The organism is Streptomyces sp. NPDC050560 (assembly GCF_044457285.1).
Lineage (GTDB): Bacteria > Actinomycetota > Actinomycetes > Streptomycetales > Streptomycetaceae > Streptomyces.
The window spans coordinates 339,569-356,115 of sequence record NZ_JBITGT010000008.1 but is presented as its reverse complement, the minus strand read 5'-3'; the positions used below and the strand labels follow the sequence as shown (position 1 = coordinate 356,115).

The window sequence follows — 16,547 nt, the reverse complement described above, 5'->3', positions numbered from 1 at the left end:
GGCACTCATGTGTGAAGAGCAGGGCGGGAGCGGCGGCGCGGGGGTGGGCAGGCGCGCGTTGTTCACGGCGGCCGCGGCCACCGCGGTTACGTTGGGCGGCGTGAGTTTCGCCGAGGCCGACGACGACGGCGCGCAGCAGGACGGCGCCACCGTGTCCAGAACGGTCTCGGGCACCCTGGAGCCCGGGGCGGCCGACTTCGTGTACATCCCGGTCGAGGTCCCCAGGGGCGTCCGGGAGCTGAAGGTCTCCTACGGCTACGAGAAGCCGCAGGTGCCCGCGGGCACCCAGGGCAACGCGCTGGACATCGGCCTCTTCGACGAGCGGGGCACCGGGCTCGGCTCCGACGGCTTCCGGGGCTGGTCGGGCGGCGCCCGCACCGAGTTCACGGTCAGCGCGGAGCAGGCCACCCCCGGCTATCTCCCGGGCCCGGTGCGCGCGGGCACCTGGCACATCGCGCTCGGCCCGTACACGGTGGCCCCGCAGGGCCTCGCGTACGAGATCACCATCACGCTGACCAAGGGCGCGCAGGGGCGCACCCCCAGGCCGTCGTTCCCACCCGAGCGGGCCAGGGGCCGGGGCCGCGCCTGGTACCGGGGCGACTGCCATCTGCACTCGGTGCACTCCGACGGCGGCCGCACCCCCGCCGAGATCGCCGCGCTCGCCAGGGCCGCGGGGCTCGACTTCATCAACACCTCGGACCACAACACGTCGTCCTCGCACCCCGAGTGGGCCGACCTCGCGGGCGACGACCTGCTGATCGTGCTCGGCGAGGAGATCACCACCCGCAACGGTCACGTGCTCGCCCTCGGCACCGACCCCGGCACCTGGATCGACTGGCGCTACCGGGCGCGCGACAACCGCTGGGGCGCCTACGCGCGCGAGACGCGCAAGCGGGGCGGCCTCGTGGTGCCCGCGCATCCGCACGGCACCTGCATCGGCTGCAACTGGAAGTTCGGCCTGGCGGAGGCGGACGCGGTGGAGGTGTGGAACGGCCCGTACACGCCCGACGACGAGATGTCGCTCGCGGACTGGGACAACACCCTGGTGGCCGCCGTGCGCGGCGGACGCGCCGACTGGACGCCCGCCATGGGCAACAGCGACGCGCACCGCGACCCGGACGTCGTGGGGCTGCCGCAGACGGTGGTTCTGGCCGACGACCTGTCAAGACAGGCCATTCAGGAGGGAATCAGGGCCGGGCGCAGCTATGTGGCCGAATCCAGCGCCGTCGAGGTGGCGTTCGGCGCCACGGGAGGGCGCGGCGGGCACGCCGGGATCGGGGAGCGGCTCGCCGTCGACGCGGCCGCCCCGGTGACCGTACGGCTCGACGTGAAGGGCGCGCCGGGGTGCACCCTGCACTTCGTGACCGACCAGGGAACCCTCTTCACCAGCGAGGCCGTGGACGGTTCTGGCAGCGGCAGCGCCGCGTGGCACACCACGCCGTCGTACGCGGCGTACGTGCGCGCGGAGGTGCGGCATCCGGCGACCGTCGAGGGGCTGCCCGGAGCGCTCGCCGCGTTCACCAACCCCGTGTTCCTCGGTGGCTGACGAGAGCCACGTTCGATGGCAAGAATCGCGCCACGTACCTGGAAACCCGGCCGTTTCCAGGTGCGTGGACCCTGTGAGAGCCGTTGCCCCGACCTGACGCATCCGGCATGCGCAAGGCAAAATGACGGGGGTTGTTCGAACACCAGGGGAGCGACGATGCAGGGTGGACCGGGACATCCGGAACAGCGGCCTCCGGCCGCGGAGTCCGGGCTCGGTGGAGCGGCGCTCCGATTCACCGTGCTCGGGCCCGTGCGCGCCTGGCGCGGCGCCGAGTCCCTCGCGGCCGGCTCCCCGCAGCAGCGCGCGCTGCTGGCCGCGCTGCTGCTGCGGGAGGGCCGTACCGCCACCGCGGCCGAGCTGATCGACGCGCTGTGGGCGAGCGACCCGCCCTCGCACGCGCTGTCCGCGGTGCGCACCTACGCGTCCAGGCTGCGCAAGACCCTCGGCCCCGACGCGCTGGTGAGCGTGGCGGGCGGCTACGCGGTCGAGGCCGCGCCCGGCGCCCTCGACCTGGCGGTCGCGAGGGAGCTGGAGTCGGACGCGGTCAAGGCGCGGGAGAACGGCGATCTCGCGCGGGCCACGGAACTGCTCGGCAGGGCCCTCGGGATGTGGAACGGCGAGGCGCTGGCGGGGCTGCCCGGCCCGTTCGCGGAGGGCCAGCGCGTCCGCCTTGAGGAGTGGCGGCTCCAACTGCTTGAATCCCGCCTTGACATGGATCTTGAACAGGGCCGGCACGCGGAGGCCGTGTCGGAGCTGACCGCGCTCACCGCCGCGCACCCGCTCAGGGAGCGGCTGCGCGAGCTGCTGATGCTCGCCCTGTACCGCAGCGGGCGGCAGGCCGAGGCACTGGCCGTGTACGCGGACACCCACAAGCTGCTCACCGACGAGCTGGGCGTCGACCCGCGCCCCGGCCTGCGGGAGTTGCAGCGCCGCATCCTCCAGGCCGACGCGGCGCTCGCCCAGCCCGCGGTGAACGCCCAGCAGACCACGGGCGCGGTGCGCCCCGCGCAACTGCCCGCGCAGGTCCCCGACTTCACCGGGCGCAGCGACTTCGTCTCCGAGCTGACCGGGCGTCTGACGTCGGACGGCGGCCGGGTGATGGCGGTGTCCGCGGTCGCGGGCATCGGCGGCGTCGGCAAGACCACCCTCGCGGTGCACGTGGCGCACGAGGCGCGCGCCGCGTTCCCCGACGGGCAGCTCTATGTCGACCTCCAGGGCACCAGCGCGCTGCCCGCGGCGCCCGAGACGGTGCTCGGCGCGTTCCTGCGCGCCCTCGGCACCCCGGAGTCCGCCATCCCCGACTCCGCGGCGGAACGGGCCGCGCTCTACCGGTCGATGCTGGACGACCGGCGGGTCCTCGTGCTCCTCGACAACGCCCACGACGCCGCGCAGGTGCGCCCGCTGCTGCCGGGCGCCGAGGGCTGCGCGGCGCTGGTGACGTCGCGCTCGCGCATGGTGGACCTGGCGGGCGCGCACCTGGTGGACCTGGACGTGATGGCGCCCGAGGAGGCGCTGCGGATGTTCCTCACGATCGTCGGCGAGGACCGGGTCGCGGCGGAGCGCGACTGCGCGCTCGACGTCGTCGCGGCGTGCGGTTTCCTGCCGCTGGCCATCAGGATCGCCGCGTCAAGGCTCGCGGCCCGCCGCACCTGGACCGTGCGGTTCCTCGCCGACCGGCTCGCCGACGAGCGCCGCAGGCTGGACGAGTTGCAGGCGGGGGACCTGGCCGTCGCGGCGAGCTTCGAGCTGGGATACGGGCAGTTGGAGCCCGCGCAGGCGCGGGCGTTCAGGCTGCTGGGGCTCGCGGAGGGCCCCGACATCTCGCTCGCCGCTGCGGCGGCCGTGCTCGACCTGCCGCTCACCGAGGCCGAGGACGTACTCGAATCGCTGGTGGACACCTCGCTGTTGGAGACCACGGCGCCCGGCCGCTACCGGTACCACGACCTGGTGCGGCTCTACGCCCGTTCCTGCGCGGCGCGCGACGAGGACGCGGCGTCCGTCGAGCGGGCCGTGTCCCGGCTCGTGGACTTCTACCTGGCCACCGCGTCCCGGGCCTACGGCATAGAGCGCCCAGGCGACCGGCTGGTGGACCACCTGGCCGCGACCCGCTACCCCGGGCTCGCCCTGGAGGACCGGCACGCCGCGCGGGACTGGCTGTTCACGGAGGCGGCGCCGCTGCTGGCGTGCGTGCGTCTCGCCGTGGGCACGGCCGAGCGCGCCGGGGCGATCGACCTGCTGTGGGTGGCGCACGACCTGGGCGAGTCGGGCGCCAACGCCCCGGAGTTCGAGGCGGTCTGCCGGGCCGCGGTCGCCGCCTCCCAGGAGGCCGGCGACGCGCGCGCCGAGGCGAGGGCACTGACGATGCTGGCGTACGCGCACCTGTTCGCGGGGCAGTTCGGACCGGCGGAGGAGATGCTGACGCGGGCTGCCGAGGTCTCCGACCCGGCGGACGACCCGTTCGCCGCCTGCTGGCAGACCAACATCCGCGGTGTGGCGGGGATTTACCAGAACCGCTACGAGGACGCGGAGTGCCACCTGGTGAGCGCGGTGGCGAGCTTCCGCTCCTTCGACGACCGGCCGGGCGAGGCGAGCGCCCTGTGCAACCTGTCGCGGGTGCACCTGGTCACGGGGCGCACCGCGACCGCGGTGTCGCTCGCCGAGCGCGGCACGGCGATGTACGAGGAGATGGGCGGCCACACCCTGCGCGGGGCCAACGGGCGCTACGCGCTGGCCCTCGCCCTGACCAGGGACGGCCGCTACACGCAGGCCGTGGGCGAGCTGCGGCAGGCGCTCGCGGTCTTCCGCGACAGCAGGCAGCGGCTGTGGGAGGGCATGACGCTGTTCCGTATCGCGGAGATCGACCTCGCGGAGGAGCGGCCCGCGCCGGCGGCGGAGCACGCGGAGTCGGCCCTGACGGTGCTGCGCGGCATCGGCGGCGACTGGCGCAGGGCGAACGTGCTGACGGTGCTCGGGCAGGGCCTGTACGGCATAGGGCAGAGCGGGCGCGCCGAGGTCTGCTGGCGGGAGGCGCTCGGGGTCTTCCGGCGTCTCAAGGCGCCCGAGGAGGAGTCCGTACGCAAGCTCCTCGCGCCGCTCGCGGTGGCCTGAGCGACGGGTGGGGTCCCGCGCGGGTCCGGCTACTGTCACGTTCATCAAACGTTTATGGGCGTGGGGCAACCTCGTTGTTGTCGTTCCGTCACCGCGGGGGGCAGGCGGCGCGACGCGGGGCCCGGACGCCTAGAGTGACCGGCCCAGGGGTGCTCGGTCCGACGGTCCATGGGGGAACCGCAGGACCGGGCTCGCACACCCCCGCAGTACCGAACCGCCAGGAGGGGATCGCACCATGAGCAAGGACGACATCGGCACGGACGACATCCATGTCACCGACGAGCCGCTGAGCGACATCCACGTCACCGACGAGCCCGTCAAGAAGAAGAAGCCGGCCGACCGCACCAAGAACACCGACGCCACCGACGGCGAGGTCGGCACGGACGACATCCACGTCACCGACGAGCCCACCACCACGTCCTGACGAAGCGTCAGTTCCACGTGGGCCCGTACGACCGCGGGGGGACGGGGGGAGCCCCGCGGTTCTGGTGACACGCAGGTCCGGTCGGCCGGGGGACCGGCCGGACCTTCCCGGCTCCCGGGAGCCCACCGGGAGCCCACGCCCCGGCATGCCCGGGGCGTCGGAGTCCGGCGGGGCCGGCCCGCGGTGGCGCGGAGGGGGAGCCACCGCGCGCCGGGCCCCGCCGGAACTCCCGGCGTTCAGCGCAGGAACATCAGGACCGCCAGCACCCGCCGGTTGTCGTCCTCGCAGACCGGCAGGTCGAGCTTGGCGAAGATGTTGGACGTGTGCTTGATCACCGCGCGTTCCGTGACCGCGAGACGGTCGGCGATGGCGGCGTTGGAGCGGCCCTCCGCCATCAGACCCAGTACCTCGTGCTCGCGGGGTGTCAGCCGCGACAGCGAACCCGTGACGCGACGGCGGCGGGCGAAGAGCCGGGTCACCACATCGGGGTCCATGGCGGTGCCGCCCGCGGCGACGCGCCGCACCGCCTCCAGGAACTGGCCGGGGTCGAAGACGCGGTCCTTGAGCAGGTAGCCGATCCCGCCCGCGCCGTCGGCGAGCAGTTCACGCGCGTACAACTGCTCCACGTACTGCGACAGGATCAGCACGGGCAGCCCCGGCACCTCCCGGCGGGCGGCGAGCGCGGCCTTCAGGCCCTCGTCGGTGAAGGTGGGCGGCAGCCGTACGTCCACGACCGCCACGTCGGGACGCTCCTCGACGAGGGCCTGCCGCAGCGCGGGGCCGCTGTCCACGGCGGCGACGACGGTGAAGCCGTGCGCCCCGAGCAGTCTGACCAGGCCGTCCCTGAGCAGGAACAGGTCCTCGGCTACGACAACGCGCACGGCAGCTCCATGGTGAGGGTGGTAGGACCGCCCGCCGGGCTCTCGACCGTCAGCGAGCCGTCGAAGGCCGCGAGCCGCCGCTGGATGCCGAGCAGCCCGGTGCCGCGCGAGGGGTCGGCGCCGCCCCTGCCGTCGTCGCTCACCCGGGCCCGCAGGCTGCCGCCGTCGTGGCGGAGGTCGACGGTGACACGCTCCGCGTCCGCGTGCTTGACCGCGTTGGCAAGCGCCTCGCAGACCGCGAAGTACAGGGCGGACTCCACCGGGGCGTCCGCGCGGCCCTCGACCCGGGAGTCGACGCTGACGTCGAGCGGGCTGTCCAGGGCGAGCGCGCGCACCGCGTCGCTCAGCCCGCGGTCGGCGAGGACCGGCGGGTGGATACCGCGCACCAGGTCGCGCAGCTCGCGCAGCGCGGTCGCGGACGCCTTGCGGGTGTCGGCGAGGATGGCCGCCACCGCCGCCGGGTCGTCGGCGAGCAGTTGCTCGGCGACGCCGAGGTTCATACCGAGCGCCACCAGCCTGGCCTGGGCGCCGTCGTGCAGGTCGCGCTCGATGCGGCGCAGCTCGGCCGCGGACGTGTTGACGACGTCGGCGCGGGTCTCGGCGAGGTGCCGCAGGCGCCTGCTGGTCTCGCCCGGCCTGAGCAGGTTTCCGGCCATCGCGGCGTGGGTGCGCACCGCCCAGGGCCCCAGCGCGAACCCGGCCAGGAAGAACACGATGCCGAGCAGCGCGGCCTGCCACGCGGTGCCCGATCCCGTGACGTGGATGAAGCCGTACCAGTCGCTGCCGCCCGCCCGCGCGATGTCGTCCCAGAGCCGGGGCAGCAGGAACCCGAAGACGCCGTACGCGACCAGGGTGAGCGGCAGCAGCGCGACCAGCACGCCCGCGGTGCAGTCGACCAGGGTCCAGGCGAGGTCGCGGAGGGTGGCCGGATCGCTCAGCACCCAGCGGGTGCGCTGCCAGTGGCCGCGCACGCCCCCGGCCGGCTTCGGCTCCGGCAGGTAGGGCGACGGCACGGGGACACCGGTCGTCTCCCCCGCGAGGCGCCTGCCGACGCCCGCGGCGCCGCGCACCCAGGCCACCGTGGCGGGCACCAGGAAGACGCCGACCCCGACGGCCAGCGCCGTCACCGCCACCGTCAGCGGGACCAGCAGCAGGAACTCCGCCACGGCGAGGGCGGCAAGCCGCAGCCCCCGGCCCAGGGAGCGCACGCTCCGCGCCACGAATCGCATGTCAGTCGTCCCTTCGCCTCACCGGGGATTGTCCACCCCGGCCCGCTTCCTCCGGACGATTCTGCTGGCCGGGGCGGCCCGGCACACGGGACGCACACCCCCTCTTGCGGGGGTGTACTCAGCTCCACCCCGGTCTCCTGCTGGGTCCATCGAAAAGTGCCGCGCCCGAATCTTGACTTGAGCCATGACGACGAACGAGCGCACCGGGACGGACGGTCCCGGGACACACCAACGGCAACGGGGCGGCGCGGGTTCCCGGGCGGGACGCGCGGTGTGCGCGGTGCTCGCCGCCCTGCTCACGGCGCTGACCGTACTCACCGCCGCCGCCGCGAACGCCACAGCGGCCCCGTCCTCGGCCCCCGGAGCCGAGGACGGAGCCGGGGCCGCGGACGGGGCCGCGGACGGCGCGCGGGACGAGGACGTCGGGGCGCTGCTCGACCGGCTGGTGCCGCGGCAGCTCGCCCACCACCGCGTCCCGGGCGCGGCCGTCGTGCTGGTACGCGACGGCCGCACGCTCCTGAGCAGGGGATACGGCACCGCGGACCGCGCGCACCACACCCCGGTCGACCCGTCGCGGACGGGGTTCTTCATGGCGTCCGACGCGAAGGTGTTCACGGCGGTGGCGGTGCTCCAGCAGGTGGCGCGGGGGCGCCTGGACCTGGACGCCGACGTGAACCGCTATCTGACCGACTTCAAGATCAAGAACACCTATCCCGGGCACCCGGTGACGGTACGCGACCTGCTCACCCACACCGGGGGCTTCGACAACGCGATCCTGGGCCGTTCGACCGCCACCGCACGGGGCGCGGGGCCGCTCGGCGCCGACCTCGCCGCCCACCAGCCCCGCAGGGTGCGGCCCCCCGGCACCGTGTCCAGCTACGACAACTACGGGGTGGCGCTGGCCGGCCACCTCGTGGAGACGGTCGCCCGCACCCCGTTCGCGGCGTATGTGAAGCGGCACGTCCTCGACCCGCTCGGCATGCGGCACACCACGTTCGCGCAGCCGCACCCGGCCGGGCTCGACACCACGCTCGCGGTCGGCTACCGGCCGGACGGCAAGGGACAGCGCGCGCAGGACGGCCAGTACGGCCCCTGGTCGCCGACCGGCGCCGGGGCCGTCACCACCGCCGCCGACATGGGGCGGCTGATGAACGCGCTGCTGGACGGCGGCGGGCCCGTGCTGGACGCGGCCGGCAGCGCGGCCCTGCTGCGCAGGCAGTTCGGCAACGACCCCCGGCTGCCCGGCATCGGCCTCGTCCTGGAGGAGCGCCGACGCGACGGCCACCGGATGCTGGTGAAGGACGGCGACCTGCCGGGGTTCCACGGCAACATGGCGCTGCTGCCCGACCGCCGTACCGGCGTCTACGTCGTCTACAACGGCGACGGGGAGGACGGCGGCGCGGCCTGGGCGGGGCAGCAACTGGTGAACGAGGTCGCCGACCGGCTCGCACCCCCGCCCGCCGCCGCCCCGAAGGACACCGCGCACCGCCCCACCGGCGGCTACACGGGCCACTACGCCTCGTCGCGCACCAGCGAGACCGAGCTGACCAGGGCCGCCTCGCTGACCGGCGTGGTCACGGTGGCCGCGGGACCCGGCGGCGGCCTCACCACCACCGGGCTCTCCCGCGACCCGGACGTCACCGAGCAGCGCTGGGACCCCGTCGGACCCGGTCTTTTCGCGGAGCACGGCGGACAGGACCGGCTGGCGCTGCGCGAGCGCGGCGGCGCCATGCGGCTCGCCCTCGCCTCCGACCCGACCGTCCTCTACACCCTCCAGCCCTGGTACCGCTCGCCCGTGCTGCACCAGTGGGTGCTGCTCGGCTCGCTCGCGGTGCTGCTGGTCGCCGTGGTCGCGCTGCCGGTGTGCGCGCTGGTGCGCAGGGGGCGGCCCGTCTCCGGGCTCGCCAGGGCCGCGGGGCTGCTGAGCTGGGGCAGCGGGGCGCTCCTCGTGGCGGCGACGCTCTGCTTCGCGCTGCTCGCGTCCGACGCGAACGCGCTGAACCGCACGATCATGGTGGACGACTCGGCGCTGCTGCACGCGGTGCCGGTGCTGATGGCGCTCGCCCTCGGCACCACTGCGGGGGCGGCGGTGTGCACGGTGCCGGTGTGGCGGCGGCGCCTGTGGGGGGTGCCGGGGCGGCTGCTGCACACGGGGGGCGTGCTGGCGGCGGTCGCGTTCCTCGCGGTGGCCTGGCAGTACCGGCTGGTGGGGTAACGGCTGCCGTCCCGGCGGCAGTTGGCCGGTAGCGGTCGCGGCAGGACTGAGGAGCGGGCTGCGCGGGTACCCCAAGGGATGCCGTGGGCCGCTCCCGGGCCCGGGAGGGCCCCGGTGTCCCAAGATCCTGTGGAGGAGGGCGTCATGGTCCGGAATGTGCTCGGGTCGCTGCTCGCGCTCGCCGGAGCGGCGTCGGCGGTCTACAGCCCCTACCGGGACTGGTACGGCGACCGCGAGGGCCGCCACTACCGGGTGGCCGACCTGTTCGGCGGCGGCGGTATCACGGCCGAGCGGCCCGAGCTGTACCTGTCCCTGCTGCTGCCGTTCGCGGCCGCCGCGCTGGTGACCCTGGCCGGTATCGCGCTGCGGCTGCGCTGGCCGGTCGCGGTGGCGGGAGTCGCGGTCGTGGGGTTCACGGTGCTGTGGCTGGTCAGGGAGGCGCAGGTGCGTGACTCGCTGACGGTGAACGGCGACGGCACCGCCGTCGACATCGGTACCGCGTTCGCACTGGGCGGCGGGATAGCGCTGCTGCTCGCGGCGGTGGTGATGAGCGGCGGCGGCCCGGCGCGGGTGCGCAGCACCGCGGCGGGCGCGGAGGAGTCCGAGGGCGACTACGGCTCGTTCGGACCCCCGGAGTTCGGCCCCGGGCCGCGCGCGGGCGCCCCCGGCCGGCTCCCCGACCCGTACCGCACCGGGGGCACCGAGAACACGGGGAGCACCGGCAACTCCGACACCGCGACGCTGCCGACGATGGAGCGCCCCGGCGGGCACGGCGAGTCCGACCCGCCCGCGTGGCACCGGCGGCCGTCGCAGTAGCCGCCCGCCGTCGCGGCAGCCGCCCGCGCGAGTACGGGGCGACGCGGCCCCGTCCGGCAGGGGGCGGCCTCTGCGGGGCGGCCCCCGGGCGCCGGGCGCCCGGGGTTCAGCCGCGTGCCGTGGCGGTGCCCTTCTCCGCGTCCAGCGCGTACACACAGCGGTCCTTGCTGCACGCGTACACCACCCCGGAGTCCACCAGCGGGGTACCGGTGATCTCGCCGCCGGTGGCGAGCTTCCAGCGGAGCCTGCCGTCGTCGGACTTGAGGGCGTACAGCAGGTGGTCGGTGGAGCCGAAGTGGATACGTCCTTCCGCGACGACGGGGGCGCCCACGACGTCGCCGCCCGCCTGGAAGCGCCACTTCGGGGTGCCGGTCACCGCGTCCAGGGTGTACAGGCCCTTGCCGCTTCCGACGTGCACATGGCCGCCCGCGACCAGGACGGGCTCCAGGGACTTGCGGGCCTCGGTGGCGATGCGCCAGCGGTCGCGGCCGTCGGTGGCGTCGAGCGCGTACACCGTGCCGAGGTAGTCCGCGAGGTAGACACCGCCGCCGGTCACCGCGGGGCCCGGCGCGAAAGCGGGCGGCGAGAGGAACACCGCCGGGGCCTCGAAGTGCCAGCGGACCTGCCCCGAGGTGGCCTCGATGGCCAGCGCCCTGGTGCCCGCGCAGACGTAGACGAAGCCGTCGGGGGCCTGCGTCAGCCGCACCGGGACGCCGCCGCAGGACGCCGCGTCGCCGATCGGGTACGACCAGCGCTCGGCGCCGGTACGCGCCTCCAGGGCGCACAGCCGGGCGTTCCGCCAGACGTAGACGGTGCCGTCGTGGACGGCGGGCCCGGCCTCCGGGGTCTCGAAGTCGGTCTGGGCGCCGCCGGTCTCCCACAGTTGCTGCCCGCTCGACGCCTCCCACGCCTGGACGCCGCCGCCGCGGGTGCCGGTGACCACGGTGCCGCGGTCCACCTTCAGGGAGTACGTCCAGCCGTCCGACGGCTGCCGCCACAGCTCGGCGCCCGCCCGGGCGTCCAGCGCGTACAGCACGGGCCCGTCGGAGGCGTGGATGCGGCCGTCGGCGACCGCCATCGACCAGGCCACGTCCCGCGTCTTGAACTTGCGCCGCCCGGTGGACACGTCGAGCGCGTGCACCTCGAACGAGGTGACGTACACCAGGTCGCCCGCGACGACCGGGGTGCCCCAGACGTCGTTGGACATACGGAAGCGCCACGGCCGCCAGCCGGTGGGCGCCGCGTCGGGCGCGGGCGGCGGCTGCGCGGGCAGCGCGGGCGCGGCGAGCCCCGCGCGCCCCCGCGACCAGGACTCGGCGAGCCCCGCGGTGTGCGCGGCACCGGCTCCCGCGGCGCGCGCGTCGGCCACCCGCGGTCCCGGACCGATCGGCACCTTGGCGCCCGCGAGCCGTACCGGGCCGCCGTCCGGGTCGCCCACGCCGATACCGCCGTCGGGGACCGGCATCGGCGGCGGCGCGTGTCTGCCGGGGGCGTGCCGCGGGGGCGGCGGTACGTGGTGGGGCCCCGGGGGCGCCACGTCGGGGGCCGCCACCGGGGGCGGGCCCACGGGCGGGCCGCCGTTGGGCGGCGGGGGCGGCGTCTTGACCTGGGGGCGGCCGTCGCGGCGCGCCTCGATCAGGGCGACGGCGCGCTCGGGAAGCCACGCCGACGCGGTGCCGCTGTCGTCGCCGCCCGCGGCGAAGAGATGGGGGCCGAGCTGGGCCTGGAGGTCCGCGGGGCTGGGTCTCCCGGTCGCCCCCGACTGCATGCAGGACTCGATGAGGCCGCGCAGTTCCTCGGGCAGCCCGCGCAGGTCGGGGCCGTCGCGCAGCAGCATGAACACCGTCTCCACCGGGTTGGCGCCGTGGAAGGGGGCGTGGCCCGTGGCGGCGAAGACCAGGGTGGAGCCGAGCGAGAACACATCGCTCGCACCGGTGACGCTGCGCGAGTCCTTCGCCTGTTCGGGTGACATGTAGGCGGGGGTGCCGACCGCGACGTTGGTCATGGTCAGCCGGGTGTTGGACACCCCGCTCGCGATACCGAAGTCGATCACGCGCGGCCCGTCCTCGACGACGAGCACGTTGGACGGCTTCAGGTCGCGGTGGACGAGTCCCGCGCCGTGGATCGACTGGAGGGCCTCCGCGACGCCCGCGGCGAGCCAGCGCACCGCCTGGGCGGGCAGCGGCCCGTTCTCGTTCACTATCTCTTCGAGCGAGGGCGCGGGCACATACGCCGTGGCCAGCCACGGCACGGCCGCCCGCGGGTCCGCGTCGACGACGGCCGCCGTGTAGAAGCCGGACACCGCGCGGGCCGCCTCGACCTCCCGGGTGAAGCGCACCCGGAAGAGCTGGTCCTCGGCAAGCTCGGTGCGCACCGTCTTGATCGCGACCCGCCTCCCCGAGGCGGAACGCGCGAGGTAGACGAGACCCATACCCCCCGCCCCGAGCCTGCCGAGCACCTCGAAAGGCCCGATGCGCCGCGGATCGTGCTGCGTCAGCTGATCCACCACTTGCCTGCCACCTCCCCGTACGGGCCGCGTGTCTCCCGGCGCCCCGCGCAGCGTCTCACCACAGAACCGCCGTCGCGGCACACACCCCGATTCTTCACGCCCGGGGCGGCGGTGGCGAACCCGGGGCCGGATCGGGGTGTCAGCCAACAGAGAGGATAGAAGAACCATTCGGGGACATAGCGCAGCAATTCCCTCTACTCGGCGACGGCCGCGTCCCCCCGCGCCGAAGCCTCGTCGCCGCCGTCCCCGCCGCGCCGTGCGCCCCGCGCGCCCTCCCCTGCGACCGCGGCCCCCGCGGTCTCCCCGGCCCCTGCGGCCTCCTCGGCGTTCGCGCCGGACGCCGCGCTCCGGTCCTGGAGCACCGCGAACTCGGTGCCCTGGTCGTCGTGGAGCACCGCGATGCGGCCGTAGGGGATGTCGAAGGGCGCCGCCTTGACCCGGCCGCCGAGCCTGGCCGCCGTCTCGGCGCTGGCGTCGCAGTCCTCGACGGTGAAGTAGACGAGGAAGCGGGCGGGCATCAGTTGCGGACAGGCGTCGACGGCGAGGGTGCGGCCGCCGATCGCGGTCTCGGGCCCCGGCTCCGCCCCCGCGGGCGACCAGGTGCGGAACCCGGCGAGTCCCGGCTCCCAGGAGTCCAGGTCATGCCCGCCGAAGCCGAAGACCGACTCGTAGAACGGGTCGACCACGGCCTTGTCCCGCGAGTACACCTCGGTCCAGCAGTAGGCGCCCGGCTCGCCGATCTTCTCGAAGCCCGGCCTGGTCGCGGCCTGCCAGAGCCCGAAGACCGCGCCCTCGGGGTCGGCCGCGAGGGCGGCGGTGCCGTACGGGGGCACGGGCCCCGGCGGGCTGATGACGGTGCCGCCGTGCGCCCTGATCCTGGCGGCCAGGGCGGCGGCGTCGGGGGTGGCGAAGTACACGGTCCACACGGTGGGCAGCCGCCCGTCCCGCTTGTGCAGCAGGGCGGCGGCCAGCTTGCCCTCGCTCTGCGCGAACACGCCCGTACGGCCGCCGCCCCCCGCGTCCGCCGCGCCCTCGGCGCCCGCCGCGCCGTCGGCGGCTCCCGCCTCCCTGAAGGTCCAGCCGAACAGCTCCCCGTAGAACCGCTGCCCGGCCCGCAGGTCGGGCAGGGCCGCGTCGGCCCAGCAGGGCGTGCCCTCCGGATAGGAGACCACCCGGTCCTGGCTGCCCCCGCCGACCCCGCTGACCTCGCTGTTCACGCCACCGCGCTCCTTCGCCGACCGTCGCGACCCGCGCACGCGTACGGCCGCAGCCCGCTCGCCTCGGCCGTCGCGCACGCTTCGTGCTTTTCGCTCTCTTCGCCTGCTCTGCCGGTGTTCGTACGCCTTCGGCCAAGCTAACCGCAGGGCGCCCTGGCGGCACCCCGGGGTGCTGCGGCCGGGCGGCGGCGCCCGCGCCCCGCGGGCCATTACGGCGCCGAATTCCACCGCGCCTATTCACCAGGACGCCCCGGCGCGAACCCCCGCTGACATGGGCGGTAAGCCCATTTGCAGTCGGCCGAATCGCGCGCCGATCACCCGTCGGTAAGCTGGCGCACATGACAGGACAAGTGCGTACCGTCGACGGCCGCGTTGCCGGGCGACGAGGTCAGGCGACACGTCAGAAACTGCTGGAGTGCCTGGGCGAGATGCTCGGCTCCTCGCCCTACCGGGATGTCAAAGTCATCGATGTGGCCCGCCGCGCGGGCACTTCACCCGCGACCTTCTACCAGTATTTCCCCGACGTGGAGGGCGCGGTCCTGGAGATCGCGGACCACATGACCGCGGAGGGCGCCGGATTGGCCGACCTGATCAGGGGCCGCTCCTGGGCGGGCAAGGCGGGCTGGCAGACGGCCCAGGACCTGGTGGACGGCTTTATCGATTTCTGGCGCAGGAACGAGGCGATCCTGCGCGTGATCGACCTGGGCGCCGCCGAGGGCGACAAGCGCTTCTACCGGATTCGGATGAAGATCCTCAGCGCGGTCCACAACTCGCTGGTGGAGAGCGTCAAGGACCTCAAGGCCAAGGGCCGTCTCGACAAGGACGTGAGCCCGGCGGCGATGGCGGGCTCGCTGGTGACGATGCTGTCCGCGGTGGCCTCGCACCAGAAGGGCTTTCAGACCTGGGGCGTCAAGCAGTCCGAACTGCGCCCGAACCTCGCCCTGTTGGTACACCTGGGGGTGACCGGCAGGAAGCCCACCCGGTAAGCGCGGCCCGTTCCCGGCCGCTCGCGGCCCCGGGCCCTGCCCCACTCCTGTCTGCCCAGCGGCGGGCGCGGCACGCTCCGCGCCCGCCGCTGCCGCGTTTCCGGCACCGTCCCCGCCCGCGCCCGCCGCACCGACCCGTACGCCCATACGCCCGTACGTCCATACGGTGGCCACAACTCGTGCGCGAACTCACCACAATCCGCACGCGCGTCCCGCATTCCGCTTCTCGCACCGCCGCTCGTTCACACTTCCGTAATTCTTGGATAGGCCCGCGGAATATGCCGCCGCGAGTTCCGTCCGCTACGCACCCCCTGTCCGGGGAAATCCGTGTGGCCGCACCACCGTTCGAGGCGCGGCCCGAGGGGACGAATGCCGGTGCCCGGGGGGCACGTTTTGATTCACGGGGGCACTGGGTAGGGTGTGGCCTGCCAAACAGCCGGGGAATTCCGGCACGGCGGACGTGGGTGTCCGTAAATCGGCATGACGTATACGGAAAACCGCCGCGCGGAGAGTCAGAACGAGACAGAAACGGTCCCAAGCGATCGGGTGCGGTCAGCACGGGGTGAAATCGGCAGGAGACCATGGCCGCTGGCTTATTCGAAGGACAGTACGTGTGGCATCCCGCGGCCGACGACCGTGCGCTCGCGCGTGCCTGCGTGGACGTCAAGGCGGGTCGGTACTTCAGCGCACGCGAGGTCCTGACCGACTCCCGCACCGACTACGGGCTGCGCGCCCACCGCTCCCTGGTCCTCGGCTCGGTGGCCGCCGACTCCGACCTGGCCGAACGCTGGCTCGACGAACAGCCGGGCCCCGAGGCCGCGCTGCTGTGGGCGCGGGTCGCCGCCTCCCGTGCGCTGCACGCCGCGGACACCCGCGACGCCCGGGCCGGCGAACTCGTCCGGATAGCGCTCACGGCGTGCGACCGTGCCGCCGCCGTGGCGCCCGAGGACCCCACCCCGCCGGTGGTCAGGCTCACCCTCGCCCGGCTGCTGCGGCCCCGCGACCCCGCCCCGCAGGGGCTGCTCACGGCGCCGACCGGGCCCTGGGCGCTGTTCGGCCACATCCTGCGCCTCGACCCCTGGCACCGGGAGGCCCACCACCGGCTGCTCGCCTTCTTCTTCACCCGGTACGGCGGCTCGGCCAACGCCGCCTGGGACGTCGCCGCGTTCCTCGCCCAGCGCGCGCCCGCGTCCTCGCCGCTGCGGCTGCTGCCGCTCGTGACGCTCGTGGAGGGCTACAAGCCGAGCGCGCTGCTCGCCGAGCGGATCTGGGAGCAGCCGCAGTGGCGCACCACCGCGCTCGGCGTCTACCAGAACTGGCTGCCCGAGGTACCGGGCTACCGCTTCACCCCCGTACTCGACCTCGCCTACCTCGCGCACGCCCTGATGATGGCGGGCTGCGGCTTCGAGGCCCGCGCCGTTCTCGTCGCCATGGGCCCGTACGCGAGCCGGATGCCCTGGAGCGTGTTCGGCGACCCGGGCGAGCAGTTGAGCAGGGCGAGACGCGCCTGCGGACTCCCGGTGCCCGGCAGCCCCTGAGCCACCGGGCGCCGTCCGCACAGACCCCGGGGGCCCCGACCCGGCCCCCCCCCGCTCCCCACAAGGAAGGTTGACCGT

General features: G+C 74.6%; 11 protein-coding genes. 7 read left to right on the top strand and 4 right to left on the bottom strand.

What is annotated here, in order from left to right; translation table 11 throughout:
• Nucleotides 1-7 precede the first annotated feature (7 nt).
• The 3 genes from ACIBIW_RS20865 (at nucleotide 8) to ACIBIW_RS20855 (ending at nucleotide 5,078) form a co-directional block, all read left to right on the top strand.
• Nucleotides 8-1,546 carry a CehA/McbA family metallohydrolase gene (locus ACIBIW_RS20865; RefSeq protein ID WP_399338210.1) on the top strand — a complete coding sequence of 513 codons (1,539 nt, stop codon included), beginning with the start codon at nucleotides 8-10 and terminating at the stop codon, nucleotides 1,544-1,546.
• A 156-nt stretch (nucleotides 1,547-1,702) separates the two neighbouring features.
• A complete protein-coding gene (locus ACIBIW_RS20860; protein WP_399338208.1) occupies nucleotides 1,703-4,654 on the top strand; it encodes a BTAD domain-containing putative transcriptional regulator in 2,952 nt (983 codons plus the stop codon).
• Nucleotides 4,655-4,889: 235 nt separating this feature from the next.
• The gene (locus ACIBIW_RS20855; RefSeq protein WP_399338206.1) at nucleotides 4,890-5,078 is read left to right on the top strand and encodes a hypothetical protein; all 189 of its coding nucleotides are present in this window, start codon (nucleotides 4,890-4,892) and stop codon (nucleotides 5,076-5,078) included.
• A gap of 236 nt (nucleotides 5,079-5,314) precedes the next feature.
• Here the strand turns inward: ACIBIW_RS20855 and ACIBIW_RS20850 are convergent, their stop codons facing one another.
• The gene (locus tag ACIBIW_RS20850; protein ID WP_399338204.1) at nucleotides 5,315-5,959 is read right to left on the bottom strand and encodes a response regulator; all 645 of its coding nucleotides are present in this window, start codon (nucleotides 5,957-5,959) and stop codon (nucleotides 5,315-5,317) included.
• Nucleotides 5,944-7,188 carry a sensor histidine kinase gene (locus ACIBIW_RS20845; protein ID WP_399338202.1) on the bottom strand — a complete coding sequence of 415 codons (1,245 nt, stop codon included), beginning with the start codon at nucleotides 7,186-7,188 and terminating at the stop codon, nucleotides 5,944-5,946. Before ACIBIW_RS20845 ends, ACIBIW_RS20850 begins: the two co-directional genes overlap by 16 nt.
• 184 nt (nucleotides 7,189-7,372) lie before the next feature.
• Between ACIBIW_RS20845 and ACIBIW_RS20840 the strand changes: the two genes are divergently transcribed.
• Both ACIBIW_RS20840 and ACIBIW_RS20835 read left to right on the top strand, forming a co-directional pair.
• Nucleotides 7,373-9,403 carry a serine hydrolase domain-containing protein gene (locus ACIBIW_RS20840; RefSeq protein ID WP_399338200.1) on the top strand — a complete coding sequence of 677 codons (2,031 nt, stop codon included), beginning with the start codon at nucleotides 7,373-7,375 and terminating at the stop codon, nucleotides 9,401-9,403.
• Between the two features lie 144 nt (nucleotides 9,404-9,547).
• Nucleotides 9,548-10,219 carry a hypothetical protein gene (locus tag ACIBIW_RS20835; protein WP_399338198.1) on the top strand — a complete coding sequence of 224 codons (672 nt, stop codon included), beginning with the start codon at nucleotides 9,548-9,550 and terminating at the stop codon, nucleotides 10,217-10,219.
• A 106-nt stretch (nucleotides 10,220-10,325) separates the two neighbouring features.
• Here the strand turns inward: ACIBIW_RS20835 and ACIBIW_RS20830 are convergent, their stop codons facing one another.
• Nucleotides 10,326-12,728, bottom strand: a complete 2,403-nt coding sequence (locus ACIBIW_RS20830; protein WP_399338196.1) for a PQQ-binding-like beta-propeller repeat protein — start codon at nucleotides 12,726-12,728, stop codon at nucleotides 10,326-10,328.
• Between the two features lie 194 nt (nucleotides 12,729-12,922).
• Nucleotides 12,923-13,900, bottom strand: coding sequence for a VOC family protein (locus tag ACIBIW_RS20825; protein ID WP_399338413.1), 978 nt, complete (start codon nucleotides 13,898-13,900; stop codon nucleotides 12,923-12,925).
• 383 nt (nucleotides 13,901-14,283) lie between these two features.
• On the opposite strand from ACIBIW_RS20825, the gene ACIBIW_RS20820 reads away from it, so the two are divergent.
• Nucleotides 14,284-14,931, top strand: coding sequence for a TetR family transcriptional regulator (locus ACIBIW_RS20820; protein ID WP_399338194.1), 648 nt, complete (start codon nucleotides 14,284-14,286; stop codon nucleotides 14,929-14,931).
• A 581-nt stretch (nucleotides 14,932-15,512) separates the two neighbouring features.
• Entirely contained in the window at nucleotides 15,513-16,469 is a 957-nt protein-coding gene (locus ACIBIW_RS20815) for a hypothetical protein (protein ID WP_399338192.1), read from the top strand.
• Nucleotides 16,470-16,547: the final 78 nt, after the last annotated feature.